Raw genomic sequence first — 20295 nt, forward strand, 5'->3', positions numbered from 1 at the left:
CATGTCCACTGCTGCCGTAGCGCAGCCGGAGTTCGTGGACTTCGACCCCGAGAGTGCCACGCGAAAGGTCATCCGCCCACGCGGCCAGTCCTTGCTTTCCAGGCTCAACGAACTGTACATCCAGTTCCTGACGTTCGGCGTCGGCCTGATCTACGCGACAGGCCTCCTCAACGGGCTCACTGCCGCAGCAGCGCATGGCTTCGGCGGCCACCTGATTTCGGCCAGTTACGGCGTCGTCCCTGTTGAGTACGGTCTACTTGTTGGGTTCGGGCTCTTGGCTCTCGCGGCCTATTGGGTGGCGGGCAGGCTCGGGCCACTGGCCATCACGGCGAATCAGCGGCACTGGTGGTACTCACTGGCTATCGACCGCGAGCCGCTTCTAGCCCGAGGATTGCGCCGCGCAGTCTGGGCTGCCGCCGTCGTCGGAGCCCTCACCACCATTCCGATAGCAGTCATCAGCGGCTCGACCGCAATGGTGTTTGCCGGGCGCGTCTTGGCAGGGGCGCTGACCGGTACGGCTATTCTCGCGTTGGCCGCGTTCGCCCAGACGCGTTCACGGGCATCGGCCGGGCAAGGCAGACCGATGAACTGGCTGCTGGCGATCGCCTCGGCGGCCCTCGGCGCGATGCTGTTCGGGACACTGCAGGGGAACTGGATCTTCGCGGTCGCCCCTGCTGTCGCTTTGGTTGCCGCGGCGCTCGGCATGCGCAACAAGCTGTCCAGCGTCCGCACGACTTCGCTGCTCAAGGCCGGGTCCGCGAGGGGACATGTCCAGGCTGCGCTGACGCTGATGGACACGGGGGAGCTCAGCGCCTCGCTGTCCAGCGGCGGCAAACGCAGCCGGGTCAAGCTCCCGGGGACGCCCAGCACCGCCGCGGGCGCGCTCTTCCATGCGGAGGCAACCGTGCTCGCCCGGCAGCCCGGGCGGCTGTGGCGCTGGGGCCTGGGTCTCGCCGTCGTTCCCTTGACTGGGCTGGTCCGGACGTTCGATTCGCCCGTCATCCTGCTTCCGGTGCTGCTTGCCGCTGCGATATTCTCCTCCACTGCGGCGGCCGGGCCGCTTTGGCAATTGCGCATGGCCCCGAGTCTCGACGCCCTCCTTCCGATTTCCAGGACAGCTTCGCGCTGGGTCCACGTCGCACTTCCGGTGGTGCTGATGGGGTTATGGACGACGGCGGCTGCCGGATTCTTCGTGCTGGCAGGCGGATTCCGGGTGGAACTCCTCGTCCTGGGTGCGGCGGCGGGAGGCGGTTTGGGCGCGGGGATGCTTCGACGCGCATTCCGCCAGCAGGAAGACCTGACCAAGCTGGTGTACCTCATGCAGCTCGGTCGGAGTGGACCCGCCATGCTCGGAACCAGGATCCGGGGCTACGTGCTGTGCCTCTTCGCCCTGGTGCCCTTGGCCTTGGGCATGCTCTTCAACGCCCCGGAAGTCCTGGTGACGCCCGCCGTCGTGCTCAACGTGGTGCTCCTGGTGATCGGCGTGACGACCGCGGACCGTCCCTGAGGCGCCCCTTGGCGCGAGCTCGGCGGGAGGCGGGGACCGCCGAGACCCTACGAGTAGTACCGTCCCAGCGTCTCGGCCTTGAACTCGAAGAAGTCCCCGGATTCGATGGCCAAGCGGGTATCGTCCACCATCTTCACCACGAAGCGCTCGTTGTGGATGGAGATGAGCGTGGCCGAGACCATCTCGTGGGCCTTGTACAGGTGGTGGATGTACGCCCGGGAATAGTTGGCGCAGGTATAGCAGTCGCAACCATCCTGCAGCGGCCCGAAATCCGCCTTGTAGCGTGCTCCGGACAGGTTGTACCGGCCGGACGGAGTGTAAAATGCCGAGTTGCGGGCCACCCGGGTGGGGGAGACGCAGTCGAAGGTGTCGGCGCCGTTTTCGATGGCCGTGAAGATGTCGTCCGGCTCGGAGATGCCAAGGAGGTGCCGGGGCTTGTTCTCGGGAAGTTCCTCGTTGCACCAACGCACAATGGTGCCGAGGTTCTCCTTCTCCAAGGCGCCGCCGATGCCGAAACCGTCAAACGGCATGCCGCCAAGGTCCCGGCAAGCCTTGCGGCGAAGATCCTCGTACTGCGCCCCCTGGATGACGCCGAACAGGGCTTGGTACGGCTTGCCCACCCGGGAGGCTGTCAGCCGCTCATGCTCCACCACACAACGCTCGGCCCAGCGACGCGTCCGCTCCAGGGATTCCTCTTGGTAGCCACGGGAGTTCTGCAGGGTGGTCAGCTCGTCGAAGGCGAACATGATGTCGGCGCCGATCTGGTGCTGCACCCGCATCGAGATTTCGGGCGAGAAGCGGTGCCGGTCCCCGTTCAAGTGCGACTTGAACCAGACGCCGTCCTCGTCCACATGGGCCAGCCGCTCCTTGCCCGGGGCCACGGCGTCGTCCGGACCGGACGTGTCCACGGAGGTCATGTCGATGACCTTCTTGAACCCCGAGCCGAGGCTCATAACCTGGAATCCGCCCGAGTCGGTGAACGTGGGCCCGTCCCAGTTCATGAACGCGCCGAGCCCTCCCGCCGCGTCCAGGATCTCCGGTCCCGGCTGCAGGTACAGGTGGTACGCGTTGGCCAGCAAAGCCTGCGCGCCGAGCGCCTTCATGGATTCGGGCAGCACGGCTTTAACAGTGGCTTTCGTCCCGACAGCGATGAATGCAGGCGTCTGGATCTGGCCGTGCGGCGTGGTGATGGTGCCGGTTCTGCCCAGGAACTCGCCCCGCTTGTCGCCGCCGTGACGGCTGCCGCCGTCGGCGTTCAAGAAGCCCGACGACGGCCGGCGCGTTTCGCTGAGCCGCGCACCCACCTCGAAGGAAAACGCGGACTGCTGGGCAGTTGCGAGCGTGGACGGATCGGACTCGGGGCTAGACCCGGATTGAGGCAGGGAGGAATCGGCTGGCACCGTTACAGTCTGCCAGCCCCGGAGCATGAATCGTCAGTGCGAATGCACCTCTGTGGGGTAGTTCTCAGCCTTCCAGCCGTCCCAGTGGGAGCGAATCGAGTCCAGGCTGGCCGCCCCTAGGTCGTAGGTAGAAGCGATGACGATAGTGCCGCCGTCGGGCCTTTTCTCCGGAATCACCGGCTGGTCAGCCACAATCAGCAGCCCATCACCATGCTCCGCATAACTGTGCACGGTGAGGCCCACCTGATGGTTGCTCCGGAACCAGACCTTGCCGGAGAGGGCCTCGCCCGTGGGCAGCGTCAGCGAGTATTCCTGCCCGGGAGCCGGGACCTCGGCCAGGCCGAGTTTCTGGATGCCTGAGCCGCGGCCGCCCGGCAGGGAAACGAAATGCGTGCGCCGGTGCCCGTGTGGATGATGTTCGAGGGCGAAGCGGAGTTGGTGCAGGAACGTCAGCCAGCCTTGGGTGATGTCCTCGTCCCACGCGGCCCATTCGGAATCGTGGTCCAAGGCTGCCCGCGTCACGCGTACCTCGGTGCCTCCGCTGACCGGGGTGAGCTCGAAGACGTCCCCGCCGTTCACGGTGAGGCTGGTGTGGTCGGGGCCCTCGACCACGTTGGTGGTGAAGTAGATCTGGTTGATTTCGTCGCCAAGCTCATCGGCCTCCCAGCCGTGCCACTGAGCCACGAGCGACGGTTCGCGCAGCGAAGTCCAAACTTGCTGCGCGTCGGCATTTACAACAACGCTCAGATTGTTCGTCATGGCCCGAATCTACCGCCGTTGGAGCGAACGCGACAGGTCTTGCGGAATCCTCGGAGAGCGCCTAAGCCCGCACTGCCTCGAGTTCGTTCGCGATCCGGTGATCGAGTTCCCCGAGGCCGATGGTGTTTGAACCGCCGTGCGCGCGCAGGAACAGCAGGGCTTCGAGCCGAAGCAGCCGCCATTCGCGCTCGGCGTCGCGGTTGCCGTTGTCGATGGAGCGGAAGATTTCCTTGTCGTACAGGTTCGGTTCGTTGAGCCCGCGCTGCCGGACTTTGGCGGCGATCCGGGCCTTGAACGGGTCTGTCTCCACAGTGTCCGGCGCCTGAAGGAGCTGATCGTAGACTTCGGCGCGTTTCGTTTGGCCGAGCTCACGGCAAATGAAGCTGGAAAGCGCGAGGGAACGTTCAACCGACATCCACCGGTCCCGGTTTCCGTCGTAGGGGAGCACGTTGAGGATATCGGCCACCGCGAGGGCGTGGTCGGGATCGCGCAGCTCGATGAAAAGATCGTGGGCAAGGTCGCTCAGATCCCGAAGGCAGCTTCCCGACTTCGTATTGATGCCCTTCACGAGGCGTTCGCTCAGCACCGCGACCCCATTCCTGCCAGGGTGCGTTTCGGCGGCGGCCGCCACGATGTTCTCGGGCGAGTCCGTCGGCTCCGGGATCAGCGCGAGCTGCGCGGGACCCGGCGCGCTCGGTCCGCTCACGCTGGGTGCCACCGCGGGCAAAGGAGGTACGACGACGGCGGGAACGGCCTCCGCGGGGGCGTCACGGGCGTCGGAGGTACCGGCGTCGGGCGCGTCACCGGCGTCGGGGATACCGGCGTCGGGCGCGTCGATCGTGTGCGGCTCTGGCAGCGGGGCCGGACCTTCGGCGAGCGGCGTGTCGACGTCGTCCGGGATGGCGGCCGCTTCGCCCACCGGGACGCTGGATCCGATAGCGATCCGCACGCTCCCGCCGTCGAGTGTGGTCACCAGGATGAGCGCGGGCACGCCGAAATCGTCGCGTTCGAGCCCGATGTGCGTGATTTGCTCCGCGGGACCATCCCCAGGGAGGAAGAGGTAGTCCCCGATTTGCAGGGACCCAGCCTGCTTTTCACGGTACTGCTGGTCGGCCGGGCTGTGAGTCATCGGAAGTCCTTTGGTTCTCTTGGGGTCCGCCCAACAGTCTATAAAACCCCACCGGGCAAATCGGGGAGGTGGCTACTAGCCGCCGCTTCTGCCAGCGCTGCTGCTACTGTCCGACGCCTGCGAAAGCCAGAGCCTGGCGCACCAGATTGCCGCGGCCACCGCTGAATTCCTGCTGCACGTCGTCGCTGAGGATCTCCTGAGGAGTCATCCACGTCAGCTCGAGGGCGTCCTGGCGAGGTTCGCACTCGCCTGTGACTGGGATGACGTAAACGAGGGACACGGCGTGTTGGCGGTCGTCCGTGAAGCCGGTCTGCGACGGCGCCGGGAAGTATTCGGCCACGGTGAACGGCACGGGACTGACGGGCAACTGCGGGAAGGCCAGCGGCCCGAGGTCCTTTTCCATGTGCCGCAAGAGCGCGGCCCGGATCGTTTCGCGGTACAGGACGCGGCCGGACACGAAGGAACGGACCATGGTGCCGTCGGCGTCGCCCTGCAGAAGGGTACCTACCTCGTTGACGAATCCGAGCGGATCGAGACGCACGGGAACCGCCTCCACGTAAACCATGGGGAGGCGGCCGCGGGCTTCGAAGAGGTCTTCATCGGAAAGCCAGCCGGAGTACGGGTCAGGGGTACGAACACTCATGGTTAAGTTCTACCCCATCCCATGCCGTTCCATGCCGTACGAATCAGACAGCCAGGATTGCGTCGAGCCCAAACCGGGAACGCTCGCTCACTTCTGGTGTCCAATCGGGCGACGCTCGCTCACCTATATGGGCAAAATCGGCATCCCTCGCTCAGATGATCTGAGCGAGCGTTTCCGGAAAGGCCGATATATGTGAGCGAGCGTCGGGGTAGGGCCGTATAGGTGAGCGAGCGTCGGGGTAAGGGTCCATATAGGTGAGCGAGGGTTGGGCATGTAGTCGGTGGGCTTTCGCCACAGCCTAGCTGGCACCAGAATGGGGCCATGGCTGTTGAACTTGAAGAACTGATCGTCAAAGATGCTGCCGAGTGGCGGTCCTGGCTCGAAAAGAACGGCGCCCATAGCCCGGGCGTGTGGCTCGTGCTGCACAAGAAGGGCGGCAACGTGACGGAACTCGATTACGCCGCTGCCTTGGATGAGGCTCTTTGTTTCGGCTGGATCGACGGCCAAGGCAGAAGGCGCGACGACGAGAGCGTCTTCCAACGCATGACCCGCCGCGGCCCCAAAAGCCCATGGTCCAAGCGGAACGTGGGGCACATTGCCCGTTTGGAAGCCGAGGGCAAGATGACTCCGGCCGGATGGGCCGCCGTCGACGGCGCCAAGGCGGACGGGCGTTGGGAAGCTGCCTATGTGGGCCAATCGGACGCGGAAGTCCCGGAGGACCTCGCTGCCGCCATCGCCGCCGTTCCCGAGGCCCAAGCGATGTTCGATGTGCTGACCGCGGTCAATCGCTATTCCCTGATCTACCGCACCAACTCGGTGAAGAAGGCGGAAACGCGGGCCAGGAAGATCGCTGGCTTTGTTGAGATGTTGGCGCGGCAGGAGACGCCGTATCCGCAGAAGAAAAAGCCCGCGGTAGCAGAGTAGGACCTATTCAGGCTTCTCGGCGGACAGAGCGACGATCCAGCCTGGAGTGTCCTCACCGAGCCGCTTGTCGAGCAAGACCCTGGCCTTGGCAGCGGCGATCTGCACCTTGCGGTCCTCGGCACTCACCGAGGCGGGACGCTGCGAGGGGACGACAGCGCGGGTTTCGGACGCCGTGGCGGCTGCCATGAGCGCGTCGTCGGTGCCTACTTTGAGGAGCGCGAGTTCCTCCCGCGACGCGAGTTCGCTGTGGCCCAGAATTTCGATGGCCTTTTGGCCCATTTCGGCCTCGGAGCGGCTACGGGACAGGGACGCGTCGAGGGCCCATTGAGCGCGGCGCCACCACTCGGACCTGTCATCCGCCCGCGCCTTCTGCCGCAGGGACAGGAGGCCCACGATCGCGGCAACGATCGCCGCTACAAGGACAGCGAGCGGGCTGAGCGCGCCAACGATCTGCCACCATTCCGGCTGCCCACCGACCACAGTGACGGGTATCGGACTCGGGATCGGGTTCACAGCTCCAGACTAGGCCCCGGCACTGACAATTACTGGATGCGCGCGGCGGCTTCCAGCACCATCCATGCCTGCAGTTGGGTGGAGAGTTCGACGGCGGTGCCCACCGGATACGTCTCGGCCGCCGGACGCTGCGGTTCCGTCGAGAAGACGAGCCAGCCGTCGTCGTCGTACTTTCCGGAAGTCCCTTTGGCAGCGTGTGTACGCACCATCCGCCCCGCCCACAGCGCCTCTGCGGTATCGAGCACCATCTGGCGGGCGGTGGCGCGGGTGGCCGCGGGCAGCCGCACGTCTCCGGCGGCGAGGGCGAGGTAGCGGACGAGGATCCCGGCAAAGAGTCCGCCGTCGCCGGCGCCCTCGCCGCCAAGAACGAGCCTCCCCTGAGTGTCAGGCTCACGGACGGTCAGATGCTCAGCCACCGAGCCCACCAACGCGGCCGCGGGTGCCAGGTTCGCTTCTCCACCCAACTCCAACAAGGCGCCGAGCACCGGGCCTTGGTTGTAGGTGTAGACTTGTTCAGCGAGGACGAGCTTGCCTTCCTTGATCCAGGCGCCATCGAGGTATAGGCCGCGGGTGGATTCGAAGAGTGTGGCGTCGAGCCAGTCCAGGAGCCCTTGGGCCCGCTCCCGCTTCCCGGTCCGGGCGAAATACAAGGCCACCGGCGCAGTGGCCGGGGCGTTCTTGAAATCACGCTTGGTGCTCCAGAAGGTGCCGCCGCCCATGTCGTCCGTGGAGGCCGATTCGAACTGCGGAGAGAGGCGTTTCTGCAACCGGGCGTTGCGTCGTCGGCCAGGCTTCTGCGCCCGCCCGGCCAAGGAATCCAAGCGCAGGACGGCGAGGGCGAGCCACGCCATGTCGTCGTAGTAGCTGTTGACGTAGCGCAGCAAGTTGCGCAGCCGGATGCTGGCGACCACGCGTGAAGCGAGCTCGCCGGCGCTCGGGCGATCACCGCCGTCGAACCTTGATCCCGAGCCCAGCTCGCGCAATCCCGCGTCAACGAGGCAATCGACGTAGTGCGCCTGCCACCAGTAGTTCCACGGCTGAAACGGAGAATGGTTGGAGGGCCGGACCGACGCCGCGAGGTGCGTTCCGGGGAGGAAGAGGAGGCGCCGTCCGAAATGCCGGGTGACCGAACGCGCGGCGTGGTCGGCTCGTGCGGCCCAGTCCGGAGTTCCGGCGGTGCCGGGCTGGGCATCGGGGGCGGACATGGTGACAGCCTAACGCGGGCCCGCTTGGCCGCAGGCCCTCCGGCAGTGCACAATCAAAGTGATTCAGTTAACATTCATTAACGGATTTTGGTTCTGCATCGAGGAGGATGGATGGACATCAAGGGCGCAGTTGCGTTGATAACCGGCGGGGCTTCGGGTTTGGGGGCCGCAACCGCAAGGCGATTGCTCGACGCCGGAGCGTCGGTAGTGCTGCTTGACCTCCACTCCTCTCCCGGCGAGTCCCTCGTTGCCGAGCTCAATGCCTCGGGAGCCGACGGAAGGGCCGTGTTCGTCCCCGCCGACGTCACGAACGAAGAACAAGTGCAGGCCGCCGTCGACGCCGCCATTGCGCTGGGTCCCTTCCGGATCCTGGTCAACTGCGCCGGCGTAGCAACCCCGGGCAAAGTGCTCGGCAAAGACGGCGTGCTGCCGCTGGAGAACTTCAACAGGGTCATCCAGATCAACCTCGTGGGCACCTTCAACGTGATCCGCCTGTCTGCGGCCGCAATGGCCCGGAACGAGCCTGCGTCTACAGAGCTTGGTGGCGAGGAACGCGGCGTCATCATCAACACGGCCTCCGTGGCGGCTTTCGATGGGCAGATCGGGCAGCCTGCGTATGCCGCATCCAAGGGTGCTGTGGCCGCGATGACGTTGCCCTTGGCCCGTGAATTTGCGCGCTCGCTAGTACGTGTCATGGCCATCGCGCCGGGCATCTTCGAAACCCCCATGTTGGCCGGCTTGCCCGAGGACGCCCAGCTTTCCCTGGGCCAGCAGGTACCGCACCCCGCCCGACTTGGCCGTCCCGCCGAGTACGCCAACCTTGTGGCGCACATTGTGGAAAACGCCATGCTCAACGGCGAAACCATCCGCCTCGACGGCGCTATCCGGATGGCACCCAAGTGAGCCAGACGCACAAGCTGGCGGCCGCCTTCGAACATTCGGCCGGTTCTCTGCCCGACTTGCCTGGGGCGGACTTTTTCGACTTCGAATCTCTCCTCAGCGTCCAGGAACAGCGTAAGCTCAACGAACTCCGGGAATTCCTGGCCACGGAAATTGCCCCATATGCCAAGGACTGGTGGGACAAGGCCGAGTTCCCTGCGCACATCCTGCCCAAGCTTGCGGCCCTTCGCTTGAGCACCCCCACGCACCGCGGTTACAGCAACCTGTTCGCAGGGCTCGTGATCGCGGAAATGACCCGCGTGGACACCTCCATTGCCACGTTCTTCATGGTCCACCACGACCTTTTCATCGAGGCGCTCTACGAGTTCGGCTCCAAGGACCAGCAGGACCGCTACCTGGACGACGCCTCCAATCTGCGGACCACCGGAGCTTTTGCGCTCACGGAACCGGATCACGGTTCCGACGTGGCCGGTGGCCTGCAGACGGTGGCCCGCCGGGTCAGCGGAGGAGCCGACGACGGCGGCGACTACTGGGTGCTGAACGGCGCCAAGCGTTGGATCGGCAACGGGACGTTTTGCGACCATGTACTGGTCTGGGCGCGGGACGAAGTCGACGGCGCTATTCGCGGCTTCATTGTGGACGGCACGCTGCCCGGGGTGACCCGCACCAAGATCGAGAACAAGATCGCCCTCCGCACCGTCCAAAACGCCGACATTGTCCTCAAGGACGTCCGGATCGCGGAGGCGGATCGTTTTTCCGGAATCAACAGCTTCGCCGACACCAACCACCTGCTGCGTGGATCGAGGCTCATGGTCGCTTGGCAGGCCGTAGGGCAGCAGTTGGCGGCGTTCGACGTCGCCCGGAAGTACGCGCTCGAACGGCAGCAGTTCGGCCGCCCGCTCGCGAAGTTCCAGCTCATCCAGCAGCAATTGGTGGACATGCTCGGAAATGCCGTGGCCAGCATGGGCATGATGGTGCGCATCGCACAGCTGCAGGAGGACATCTACACGGACAGCAAGGGAGTGCGGCACGGCGGAGCCCAAATGTCCCAGGTGGCCCTGGCCAAGGCTTACTGCAGCGCCCGGATGCGCGAAACGGTGGCGATGGGCCGGTCCATCCTGGGCGGGAACGGCATCGTGACCGATTACCGGATGGCTAAAATCTTTGCCGATGCCGAGGCGATCTACACCTACGAAGGATCGTTCGAGATCAACTCGCTCATCGTGGGCCGGGCCGTGACAGGCGTTTCCGCGATCGTTTGAGGGGGCGCGCGGGACCTCGCTGAGACCGGGACCGCGGCGCCGGTCCGGGCCGGGCGCGCTGCCGAGCGAGCCATACCGGAGCTTGTTTCCCGTACCGGAGCTTGAAGCGCGGCGATGGGAAACAAGCCCCGGTCTGAGCCTGGGGCCTCAACCCCCGGACAATTGGTCCTCGAGATTGAAGATTTCCGTGAGCTGGACGAATCCTTGGTCGGGTGCCCGTGCGTCGTCTTCGAATAGCAGTGCCATTTCCGCCTGCCAGCGGGCATTCACATCAGTCAGCGCCATACGGGCCCGCGCCGCATCGAAATCGTCGCATTCCACGTAGCCCACCAGCAGCCCGTCGTCGGCCAGGAACAACGAATAGTTGTTCCAGCCGGCTGCCTTGAGTTCACGGAGCATCTCCGGCCACACAGCCGCATGGCGGCGCCGGTACTCGGGAATCCGGCTGGGTTTGACCGAGGAGCGGAAACAGACGCGCATGTGGATTCTCCAAACTTCATGAATCGTTTCATTCGATGAGCGCAAAGTCGTTGCAAATCGCGCGGCTTACCGGGTGCCGGCCCGGAGCTGGCGGTATTCTTCGCGGGGAACCGGCGTCGCGTCCGGCGTGCCCAGCTGATTGAGGGGGATGCGGTACGTTTCCCGCGCCGACCAGGCGGCCACAGCGCCGATGATACAGATTCCGAAGCAGATGGACCCGATGATGAGCGGTACATTCGCGGACCCCGGTGGGGCGATCGCCGTGAAGATACTCGGAAGGAACGCGGTGATGACGAGGCCGATGTTCTGCGAGATGGCGAATCCCGTGACGCGGGTGCGGGCGGGGAAGAGCTCCTGGAAATAGCTGGCGAACGTTGCATTCCAGACCTGATAGAGCGTGCCCCACATGAGGATCGAGAGGATGATCGTGAGCAGTACATTGTTCTGGCTGACTGCGTACAGGTACGCGTAAGCCAGCACGCCGGAGCTCAACGAGCCGAAGATCATCAATGGCCGGCGGCCGAACCGGTCCGACAGATCTCCGAACAACGGGATGAGGGCCAGTGCGACGACGTTGGCCAGGACCGGGATCCAGAGGTAGACGGTGGTGCTCATGCCGACGCCGTATCCCGGCTGGGTAGCGTATGCCGCACCGAAGACTGCCACGGTGACTCCGACGACGTTGACCAGGGTCATGCAGACTGCGCGCAGCACGTCGAGACCGCTTTCCCGCAGCACGCGGACGATCGGCATCTTCGGGATCTCTTGGTGCGCCTTTTCTTCGGTGAAGATGGGGGTTTCTTCAACCCGGCGGCGGATCATGTACCCGGCGAACACCACGAGGGCGCTGAGGAGGAACGGAATGCGCCAGCCCCAGGATTTGAACGATTCACTGGAGAGCATGGCAGAGAGCGGAAGAAAGACCGCGGCGGCGATAATCTGTCCGGCCTGGGTGCCCTGGAGCGCGAAGCTTGCGTAGAACCCCCGACGGCCGAAAGGCGCATGCTCCACGATCATGGCGCTGGCGCCGCTCAGTTCGCCGGCCACGGCAAAGCCCTGGATGAGCCGGACGGCAACCAGCAAGACGGGTGCCAGAAGGCCGACTTGACCGTAAGTGGGCAACAGTGCGACGGCGAAGGTCGACGCGCCCATCATCAGCATGGCCAGGACCAAAACGTTCTTCCGGCCATGCTTGTCGCCCCACTGTCCGAGGACGAATGCACCAATCGGGCGGGCAATGTAGCCCACGGCGTACGTGCCAAGCGAAGCGATCAGCGCCACGGTCGGATTTCCGGCGGGGAAGAAAACGCCGGGAAAGACCAATGCAGCGGCCTGTGCATAGATGAACCAGTCGTAGTACTCGAGGGCGCTGCCGATCCAGCCGCTGGCTGCCGCTTTCCTCGTGGTGCTGGACTGTCGCGGTTCGATTGAACTTCGCTGCCTACTCGCGTCGATCTTCATATTGTCCTCCTTTGGACAAGTCGTTGGGGCCACTGGAAGGGCCTTCCCGTCTTTGGGTGTGGTTTCCAGTAGGAGGGCGGCGCCATCGCAAGGATCGGACTGAACTTCCGCTTGGTATGCGCTTTCCCATCTGGTAAGCGCTTTCCATAAGACACCCGCGCGGCCCCGCTGTCAAGGTTAAGTTGTTGTGCAGGTCACAATGGCGGGGGACTCTCGGCCCACCGCGAACCTGCTTCCTATGTGGAGCCGCCGCGAACCCCAGGAACTAGGACGAACCCGTGCTCCTGCGGAGGGTGACGCTGCCCGCGACGGCCGCCGGACCGCCGTCGTCGGAAAGGGTCGCAATGGTTGCCAGCCGTCCGATTTCCTCCAGCGGCAGGCTCACGGTGGAGAGCGCCGGCCGGAAGTCCCGGAGCCATTGGATGTCGTCGAATCCTGCGAGGCTGGCGTCGTGGGGGATCCTGAGCCCCTGGTCCCTCAACGCGGCTGCAACCCCGATGGCCATGACATCGTTGGTCGCGAAGATGCACAAGCGCGGTTCCGGTACCGGCTGGCCGGAGGCCTTGATCCGCCAGGCAAGCTCAATACCGGCGTCGAAGCCGCCGTTCCGGTTGAACGGGACGTGCACAACATCCGCGGCTGGCTGCCCGGCGTCGGACAAGCCTCGTTGGAATCCCGTGACGCGCTCATCCGAAGTGGTCAGCCCCTCTGGACCGGCCACAATGACGAACGGCCCTTTGTGGGTGCGCGCCAGATCCCGCGCCAGATCCCGCGCAAGTTGTTCGTTCGGGACGGCGATCGTGCGGTAGTTGTCCGTTTCGGCCACGCCCAGAATCGCTTGCCCGACGACGCCCACGCGCCCGCCGTTGCGGCAGTAGCGGTCCAGTTCGGCGGCTAGCTCGGTGTTCGCGCGGGCGTCTTCGGAGCGTGTTGAACGCGATCCTGCGATGACGATCGACTCGGCCCGCCGTGCAGCGAAAGCGGCGACGGCTTCCTTCTCTTCAGCGGGTGTGCCGTTGGTGGTGGCGAGCAGCACCATGCGGCGCTCTTGCCGTGCTGCGGCCTGGACGCCTTGCGCTATGGCGGAAAAATATGGGTCCGCGATGTCATGGACGATCAGGCCAATGAGCCCCGTGCTGGATTTCGCCAACGCCTGGGCCTGGGCGTTCGCGATGTAGCCCAGGGTGTCGGCCGCCTGCCGGACGCGCTCGGCGATTTCCGGGGCGGGCGTCCTCGCGGAACCATTGAGCACCCGGGAGGCGGTGGCGGGGGAGACGCCGGCCAGTTTGGCCACTTCGGACAGCGTGCTTGCAGTCACGGACAACTCCTCTTCAAAGCCTCAGTCTCGGGCACTTCCAGCGACATCCGATTATTGCAGTCCTAACTGGCCTTGGGAAAGCGATTGCCAGACCCGTGGTGGCGTGTCATCATGAATGCATTGGGAATGCGCTTTCCCACCTCATTACTTTCCACCTGAAGAAGGACTCATGGGCTACGAAACAAAGACGATCCGAATCGCCATGAACGGCATCACCGGGCGGATGGGTTACCGCCAGCACTTGCTGCGTTCCATCCTCCCCATCCGCGACGCCGGGGGCTTCACCTTGGCAGACGGGACCCGCGTCCAGGTCGAACCGATCCTGGTCGGCCGCAACGAGGCGAAGATCCGGGAACTGGCCGAACTCCACAAGGTCTCCGAGTGGTCCACCGACCTCGACGCGGTCATCAACGACCCCACCGTCGACGTCGTTTTCGATGCGTCGATGACGAGCCTCCGCGCGGCGACGCTGAAGAAGGCCATGCGCGCCGGAAAGCACATCTTCACCGAAAAGCCGACGGCGGAGACACTCGAGGAAGCCATCGAGCTGGCCCGCATCGGCAAGGAATCCGGCGTCACGGCCGGTGTGGTGCACGACAAGCTGTACCTGCCGGGCCTGGTCAAGCTGCGCCGCCTCGTGGACGAAGGCTTCTTCGGCCGCATCCTCTCGATCCGCGGAGAATTCGGCTATTGGGTGTTCGAAGGCGACGTCCAGGCAGCGCAGCGTCCGTCGTGGAACTACCGCAAGGAGGACGGCGGCGGCATGACAACGGACATGTTCTGCCACTGGAACTATGTCCTTGAAGGCATCATCGGCAAGGTCAAGAGCGTCAACGCCAAGACCGCCACCCACATCCCGACCCGTTGGGACGAACAGGGCAAGGAATACAAGGCCACTGCCGACGACGCCTCTTACGGCATCTTCGAGCTTGAGACCCCGGGCGGGGACGACGTCGTCGGGCAGATCAACTCCTCCTGGGCCGTCCGCGTCTACCGCGACGAACTCGTGGAGTTCCAGGTCGACGGCACGCACGGCTCCGCCGTCGCGGGCTTGAACAAGTGCGTCGCGCAGCAGCGCGCCCACACACCCAAGCCCGTCTGGAACCCGGACCTGCCCGTCACCGAGTCCTTCCGCAGCCAGTGGCAGGAAGTTCCCGCGAACGCCGATCTGGACAACGGCTTCAAGTTGCAGTGGGAAGAATTCCTGCGCGACGTCGTCGCCGGCCGGGAACACCGCTTCGGCCTGCTTTCCGCCGCCCGCGGCGTGCAGCTCGCCGAACTCGGCCTGCAGTCCTCGGACGAGCGCCGCACCATCGACATCCCGGAGATCGTGCTCTGATGACTTCCCTCCTTCTTCCAAACCACGACGGCGGAACCCGCCTCTACAAGGTGCAGCCGGCCACGTCGTGGGCCAGGCCGACAGCGCCTTTGACGTCCCGGCGCGCCTACGCCGCGGCGCACGTGATCCCCGAAGCGACGGCCGACAACACCCCTGGCGCCCCCGTGCGCTTGGACTGGGCCGCCACCATGGCGTACCGGCACGAGCTGTGGTCCTACGGCCTGGGTGTTGCCGACGCCATGGACACGGCACAGCGCGGCATGGGCCTGGACTGGGCCGCCACCCAGCAGCTCATCAAACGAACCGGCGTCGAAGCGGCTTCCGTGGTGGTATCCGGCAACGCGGCTACCGCCGGGAAAACCGTCAGGGACCTCGTCTCCTGCGGTGCCGGAACCGACCAGCTGGACCTGGACTCCGTCCCCGAGGGGCCCGCCGGAATCAAGGCCGTGCTGGACGCGTACCGCGAGCAGATCGCCGTCGTGGGCGAAGCGGGACCCAAGGTCATCATCATGGCGTCGCGGGCGCTGGCCAAGGTGGCGACGACCCCTGAGGACTATCTGCAGGTCTACTCCTCGCTTCTCAGCGAGGTTGACCAGCCCGTCATCCTGCACTGGCTCGGGACCATGTTCGACCCCGCCCTGGCCGGCTATTGGGGATCGGACGACGTCGCCGAAGCAACGGAAACCTTCCTTGGCCTGATCCGGGACCACGCGGACAAAGTGGACGGAGTGAAGGTCTCGCTGCTCGACGCTTCGCATGAAGTTGCCCTGCGCGCAGCCCTTCCGGAGGGTGTCCGCCTGTACACCGGCGACGATTTCAACTACCCGGAACTGATCGACGGCGACGGCGCCCACCACTCGGACGCGTTGTTGGGCATCTTCGCCGCGATCTATCCTGCCGCTTCGGTCGCGCTGCAGAAGTACGACGCCGGCGACGCCGCGCACGCGCGTGCCATCCTGGACTCCACCCGCGAACTGGGCAAGCACATCTTCAGCGCCCCCACGTTCTACTACAAGACCGGGATCGCGTTCATGTCCTGGCTCAACGGCAAGCAGCCCGGCTTCCAGATGGTCGGGGGGCTGCATTCCGGCCGCTCCGTGGTCCACCTTGCACGCACCTTCGAACTCGCCGACCAAGCCGGGCTCCTGAGCGATCCGGCGCTGGCCGCCTTCCGCATGTCCGACTACCTCCGCATCAATGGAGTGGGCGCATGAGCGACTTTTTGCGATTGTCCGACTTTTCCAGATTGTCACTGAACAGCGCCACCACCAAGAAATGGACGCTCACCGAGGCTGTGGACGGTTGCGTCCGTGCCGGGATCCCGGCGATCGGGCCGTGGCGGGACATCGTCGCCGACACTGGTCTGGACAAAGCGGCCAAGCTGATCAAGGACGCCGGACTTCGTGTCTCGTCCCTCTGCCGCGGCGGCTTCCTCACAGCGGCCGACGCCGAAGGGCAGGCAGCCGCTTTGGCGGATAACCGTGCAGCCGTCCTCGAAGCCGTCGCGCTGGATACGCAGGAGCTGTTCCTGGTGGTCGGCGGACTCGCCCCGGGAGAGAAGGACGTCGTCGCGGCCCGCCAGCGCGTGGCCGACCGCCTTGAGGACCTGGTGCCCTTCGCCGTCGAACACGGGGTCCGGCTCGTGCTCGAACCCCTGCACCCGATGTACGCAGCGGACCGGGCTCTCATCTCGACCCTCGGCCAGGCGCTCGACCTCGCCGCACCCTACGACACGAGGGCGGTCGGCGTCGCCGTCGACACCTTCCATGTGTGGTGGGATCCGGAGCTGAAGAAGCAGATCCAGCGGGCCGGCCGGGAAAACCGGATCGCTTCCTACCAGGTGTGCGATTTCAACGTCCCCATCGCCGCCGACGCGCTGCTCTCGCGCGGCATGATGGGCGACGGCGTGATCGACTTCGCGACGATCGGCGCCTGGGTGCGCGACGCCGGCTACACGGGCGACATCGAAGTGGAGATCTTCAACCGGGACATCTGGGACGCCGACGGCGATTCGGTCCTGGAAACCATGAAGCAGCGCTACGCGGAACTCGTGCTGCCGTACGCCTAACGGCACGGCGGCGGTCTGAAGGGCGGGGCACATTGCGTGCCCCGCCCTTTCAGTGTGCCTATCCCGTGGCGGAGACCCGCCCGGCCACCAGTTTTGCAACCTCGCCCGGAGACAGCCTGCCGTCGACGATCCACACCGTGAAGGTGCGGACCAGGGAGTCGCCTGCTGCAAGCTCCACTGACCGGTCCCAGGCGAGGGCCGAACCCACTGCGGGGTAATCCGCCATCCGGACGAACCAGGGATCCTGCGCCGCAGCCGGAGCTGCGAACACCAGGGTGGCAGGGCCATCAGGAAAGTCCGCTGCCCAGGCCAGCCACGGTGACGCCGAGCCGTGGACTTCGGGCTCCCCACGACTTTCCGCTGTGAAGACTTCTGCCCCGGCGCACGCAGGCAAGCGCCAGAAGAAACCGCCGTAGCCGCTTCCGAGGGCGCCGTTTGAGCCGGGGCCGCCCAGTGAGGAGTCGACGACGGCGGTCAGTTCGGTTCTTAGCTCCAGTTGCCATGTGCGGTGGTCGAGCTGCCGGGAGCGGGTGGTGCGGCGTTCGCGGAGAAGTTCGGCGCCGTCCGGTGCCTGCCAGCTCAATTCCTGCTCCAGCAAGCTGGGCGCGTGAGTTGCGGAGACTTCAACGATGCGCCCATGGTCTTGGCGTTCTTCGTAACGGCCGGCAGCTCGGACGTACGTTTTGCCGCCCCAGAAATTGGTCCCGTTCACATCTTGCAAGGCGAATCCCGCGCCAAGGTGCCAGGGATGGTCCGCGGGGAGGTGATCGGTGACGGTGACTCCGGCGAGTGTGCGGACCGGGTGCAGATAGGGCCGCGGGGAGAGCCTCGCGGCCAGACCGGCGCCGCTCTGTAGGGTTGCCAAGACGACGGCGCCACCCGGCCCGGTTTCGTTAGCAGCGCCGCCCGGCTCCCCGCCGTCGGGCACCCCACCGCCGTCGGGCATGCTCAAAACCGTGTTTCCTGCGTCGACGGCCGGCCGCGCCCAAGGCAAGCCGAGTTCGCTGAAGGTGGCGTGCGCCGCCGTCGCGCGTTCCAGGGCGTCTTCGATTCCGTCGACCACGGCACGGGCGGCGTCACCGTCGCCCTCCCAAGTGACGTATCGCCCAGGGATCAGCGCCGGAGACTCTGCGGTGCGGATCGCCTCGAGGACCTGCATGAAGGCGCCGCTGTCCGCGAGGGGACTGATCAGCGGCGCCGCGGGGCCCGGCGTCGAGCGCTGCTGGTGACCATGTTCCAGCAGGTCTTCAGTGAGGTCTACCCGGCCGTATACCGTTTCGCGCTCCCCGGCGGCAGAGCTGACCGTGAGGCGGTCTTCGGTGTAGTGGAACACCGCCGTGCCTTCGCTGCCCTGCAGGGTGATGTACGGTTCCACGGACTCGCCGGCGCAGAGAGTGAGCGCACACGTGATGGGCAGGCCCGCAGCGGTGCGGATCCGGATCACCGAGGTGTCGTCGGATTCGATGTCGTTGGCTCTGTACAAGTCGGTTTCCACCGAGACAAGATCGTCCACCGTCCGCGCCCCGGCGATCCTCAGGGCGGTGGCGATCGCGTGTGCCAAGGGGTTGGTTGCCACTCCGTCCACGACGTCGATGCCGTCCAGGCTGCGTCTGCCCGCCCAGCGCGAGCGTTTGTAATAGGCGCGGTCACGCACCCAACGCCCGGTGGCCGAGATGCCCAGGAGCGTGCCGATCTCTCCCGCCGCAAGCAGTTCCTCAATGGCCGGGAGGGCCCGGGATCCGAGGCTTTGGAAGCCGACCTGGACGCTTCTGCCGGCCGCGGTGGCGGCTTCCTGCAGCTGATTGAAGTCGGCGAGGGAAGCCACTGGAGGCTTCTCGAGGTACAAATCGGCGTGGGGGAGCGTCGTGAGGGCGAGTTGCGCGTGCGTCTGGATAGGGGTGGCCACAATGACCAGGTCCAGCGCGGAGGTTCCCGCCAGGAGTTCGTCCAAGGTGCTGAATACCTCGGTTCCGGGCGGGAGGGCGCCGGGTGCAGGCGGATTCGGATCCGCGACGGCAACAAGGCGGACGACGCCGTTGGCCTGGAGCCTTTCGAGGTTCTGAAGGTGGTGCGCGCCGAAGCCGTGGACTCCTATAAGGGCCACCCTGCTGGGCGCATGGCCGGGCTGTTTGTATTCTGCCGGGACGGGCGTGGACAGGGTGCCCATGGCTCTCCTCATCTGTCCCCGGAAGGCGGGGTAGCTGACGTCGGTGTCGTTTCAGGGCGCTTGGTAAGCGCTTTCCAAGAAGAGTGTACCTTGGGTCGGGGGGAGATGTAACGCCCTGCGTTTAGACGATCCGGCCGGCCGGCAGTTTCTCCCCGGCCTCGACCGCGACGTCGATCGAATTTCCCGCTACAGGCATGGGGCATGTGCCATACGGGGTGAAAGCGCTCGGGTAGTTGATGGCGCGGTTGAAGTCGAGGACCACGGAACCGTCGGGCCGGGGGCGCGAGACGGCCAGCTTGCGCCATTCGTCCGTGGTGTTGCCGTTCGTCTCGTCGTGGAAGGTCACGGTGAGGGCTCCGAGCTTCTCGGCCTCGGCGTGCAGGCGGATCTCGTGGGGAAGTCCGGGCGCCCGGAAAACCACCTCGCCTACCGATCGGTGCACCCCATCCACCAAAGGATTGGCTGTCCCGATCGGCACATCCACGGGCTCGGGGTACGCCTCGAAGCGGCCTTCAAGCACCCAGTCCGGGTTGTATTCAAAGGTGGGAACGGCGTCGAACTCCGTCAACACCGGCGAGGAGTTGTCCCTCGTGCGGATGGCGTACTTGTCCGCGCGCATGGCCAGTTCCACCACAACCTCCGTGCCATCCGCGCCGCCGAACTGCACCCACATGAGCGATTCCTCGTCCTGGAGGGTGGCCGAAATCGTGCCGTCCACGGGAGCTCCCGTCTCCACGAGCGTGAGTCCGTCCGCCGCGCTCGCGGTGAGTGTCGCCGTCGTGCCGTCCGTAGACCAAAGCCCGGGGACGAGCTCGACGGCGGCAGGTGCGGATTCGAGCCATTGGAAGGAGGTGAGGCTCAGCCAGCCGTGGTCCGCTGCGAGCGCTGTGTTGCGGCCGGTGCGGAAACGCTGCCAGCGTTCCAGCTGGGCGTTGCTTGCGGGGGCTGTTGCGCTCATGGTTCCTCCAGCGGGTAGGGCGGTGTTCGTTGGCTTAACCATGCACCCGTCGCCACCATTCCCGGAACCCAACTAACTAGCAGTAGATGTCGTTTTGACGGCTCATAACGACAACAACTGCTAGTCAGTTGGGCGGCCCGAGGCGGCCAGGGCGCGCAGGCGGAACCTGCGACAACATTTGAGACGGATTGCCACCCGTGTAAGGGCTGCGGGTAGGATTCCTTTGGAAATATTAGTAATCCGGCTCACAGTATCCAGCGCA

At 65.4% G+C, this 20295-nt stretch carries 18 protein-coding genes; 7 read left to right on the top strand and 11 right to left on the bottom strand.

The window, feature by feature from the left end; translation table 11 throughout:
• Nucleotide 1: 1 nt before the first annotated feature.
• On the top strand, nucleotides 2-1507 hold the full coding sequence (locus QRN52_RS12760) for a DUF6297 family protein (RefSeq protein ID WP_284753259.1): 1506 nt from the start codon (nucleotides 2-4) through the stop codon (nucleotides 1505-1507).
• Nucleotides 1508-1554: 47 nt separating this feature from the next.
• Here the strand turns inward: QRN52_RS12760 and tgt are convergent, their stop codons facing one another.
• The 4 genes from tgt to QRN52_RS12780 all read right to left on the bottom strand — a co-directional run bounded on the left by tgt (nucleotide 1555) and on the right by QRN52_RS12780 (nucleotide 5438).
• Nucleotides 1555-2889 (bottom strand): tRNA guanosine(34) transglycosylase Tgt, encoded by a 1335-nt coding sequence (tgt, locus tag QRN52_RS12765; RefSeq protein WP_284753261.1) that lies wholly within the window; start codon nucleotides 2887-2889, stop codon nucleotides 1555-1557.
• Between the two features lie 51 nt (nucleotides 2890-2940).
• On the bottom strand, nucleotides 2941-3666 hold the full coding sequence (locus QRN52_RS12770; RefSeq protein ID WP_284753098.1) for an SRPBCC family protein: 726 nt from the start codon (nucleotides 3664-3666) through the stop codon (nucleotides 2941-2943).
• A 61-nt stretch (nucleotides 3667-3727) separates the two neighbouring features.
• Nucleotides 3728-4795: a DUF6707 family protein gene (locus tag QRN52_RS12775; RefSeq protein WP_284753099.1), complete on the bottom strand. Its 1068-nt coding sequence runs from the start codon at nucleotides 4793-4795 to the stop codon at nucleotides 3728-3730.
• Between the two features lie 103 nt (nucleotides 4796-4898).
• A complete protein-coding gene (locus QRN52_RS12780) occupies nucleotides 4899-5438 on the bottom strand; it encodes an NUDIX hydrolase family protein (protein ID WP_059388553.1) in 540 nt (179 codons plus the stop codon).
• Nucleotides 5439-5759: 321 nt separating this feature from the next.
• On the opposite strand from QRN52_RS12780, the gene QRN52_RS12785 reads away from it, so the two are divergent.
• Entirely contained in the window at nucleotides 5760-6362 is a 603-nt protein-coding gene (locus QRN52_RS12785) for a YdeI/OmpD-associated family protein (protein ID WP_284753101.1), read from the top strand.
• 3 nt (nucleotides 6363-6365) lie between these two features.
• Here QRN52_RS12785 and QRN52_RS12790 read toward each other — a convergent pair whose 3' ends face one another.
• Nucleotides 6366-6875 carry a hypothetical protein gene (locus QRN52_RS12790; RefSeq protein WP_284753102.1) on the bottom strand — a complete coding sequence of 170 codons (510 nt, stop codon included), beginning with the start codon at nucleotides 6873-6875 and terminating at the stop codon, nucleotides 6366-6368.
• 29 nt (nucleotides 6876-6904) lie between these two features.
• Entirely contained in the window at nucleotides 6905-8080 is a 1176-nt protein-coding gene (locus QRN52_RS12795; protein WP_284753103.1) for a glycoside hydrolase family 76 protein, read from the bottom strand.
• 111 nt (nucleotides 8081-8191) lie between these two features.
• On the opposite strand from QRN52_RS12795, the gene QRN52_RS12800 reads away from it, so the two are divergent.
• A complete protein-coding gene (locus QRN52_RS12800; protein ID WP_284753104.1) occupies nucleotides 8192-8983 on the top strand; it encodes a 3-hydroxyacyl-CoA dehydrogenase in 792 nt (263 codons plus the stop codon).
• Nucleotides 8980-10242, top strand: a complete 1263-nt coding sequence (locus tag QRN52_RS12805; RefSeq protein WP_284753105.1) for an acyl-CoA dehydrogenase family protein — start codon at nucleotides 8980-8982, stop codon at nucleotides 10240-10242. Before QRN52_RS12800 ends, QRN52_RS12805 begins: the two co-directional genes overlap by 4 nt.
• Nucleotides 10243-10389: 147 nt before the next feature.
• Here QRN52_RS12805 and QRN52_RS12810 read toward each other — a convergent pair whose 3' ends face one another.
• The 3 genes from QRN52_RS12810 to QRN52_RS12820 all read right to left on the bottom strand — a co-directional run bounded on the left by QRN52_RS12810 (nucleotide 10390) and on the right by QRN52_RS12820 (nucleotide 13501).
• Entirely contained in the window at nucleotides 10390-10722 is a 333-nt protein-coding gene (locus QRN52_RS12810; protein WP_284753107.1) for an L-rhamnose mutarotase, read from the bottom strand.
• Between the two features lie 66 nt (nucleotides 10723-10788).
• On the bottom strand, nucleotides 10789-12183 hold the full coding sequence (locus QRN52_RS12815; protein ID WP_284753108.1) for an MFS transporter: 1395 nt from the start codon (nucleotides 12181-12183) through the stop codon (nucleotides 10789-10791).
• A gap of 265 nt (nucleotides 12184-12448) precedes the next feature.
• Complete coding sequence (locus tag QRN52_RS12820; RefSeq protein ID WP_284753109.1) at nucleotides 12449-13501, bottom strand: LacI family DNA-binding transcriptional regulator; 1053 nt, start codon at nucleotides 13499-13501, stop codon at nucleotides 12449-12451.
• A gap of 169 nt (nucleotides 13502-13670) precedes the next feature.
• Here QRN52_RS12820 and QRN52_RS12825 point away from each other — a divergent pair, with 169 nt between their 5' ends.
• From QRN52_RS12825 to QRN52_RS12835, 3 genes are read left to right on the top strand one after another with little or no spacing between them, the layout of a single operon-like run.
• Nucleotides 13671-14840: a Gfo/Idh/MocA family protein gene (locus QRN52_RS12825; protein ID WP_284753111.1), complete on the top strand. Its 1170-nt coding sequence runs from the start codon at nucleotides 13671-13673 to the stop codon at nucleotides 14838-14840.
• Nucleotides 14840-16054 (top strand): dihydrodipicolinate synthase family protein, encoded by a 1215-nt coding sequence (locus tag QRN52_RS12830; protein WP_284753113.1) that lies wholly within the window; start codon nucleotides 14840-14842, stop codon nucleotides 16052-16054. The genes QRN52_RS12825 and QRN52_RS12830 overlap by 1 nt, the downstream gene beginning before the upstream one ends.
• A gap of 14 nt (nucleotides 16055-16068) precedes the next feature.
• Nucleotides 16069-16908, top strand: a complete 840-nt coding sequence (locus QRN52_RS12835) for a sugar phosphate isomerase/epimerase family protein (RefSeq protein WP_284753262.1) — start codon at nucleotides 16069-16071, stop codon at nucleotides 16906-16908.
• A 58-nt stretch (nucleotides 16909-16966) separates the two neighbouring features.
• On the opposite strand, the gene QRN52_RS12840 is transcribed toward QRN52_RS12835, so the two are convergent.
• Together QRN52_RS12840 and QRN52_RS12845 are read right to left on the bottom strand one after the other, a co-directional pair.
• Nucleotides 16967-19075: a DUF6807 family protein gene (locus tag QRN52_RS12840; RefSeq protein WP_284753114.1), complete on the bottom strand. Its 2109-nt coding sequence runs from the start codon at nucleotides 19073-19075 to the stop codon at nucleotides 16967-16969.
• A 121-nt stretch (nucleotides 19076-19196) separates the two neighbouring features.
• Entirely contained in the window at nucleotides 19197-20033 is an 837-nt protein-coding gene (locus QRN52_RS12845) for a DUF1684 domain-containing protein (RefSeq protein ID WP_284753117.1), read from the bottom strand.
• Nucleotides 20034-20295: the final 262 nt, after the last annotated feature.

The sequence above is a fragment of the Arthrobacter sp. efr-133-R2A-120 genome (assembly GCF_030209835.1).
In the GTDB taxonomy this organism is placed as follows: Bacteria; Actinomycetota; Actinomycetes; order Actinomycetales; family Micrococcaceae; genus Arthrobacter.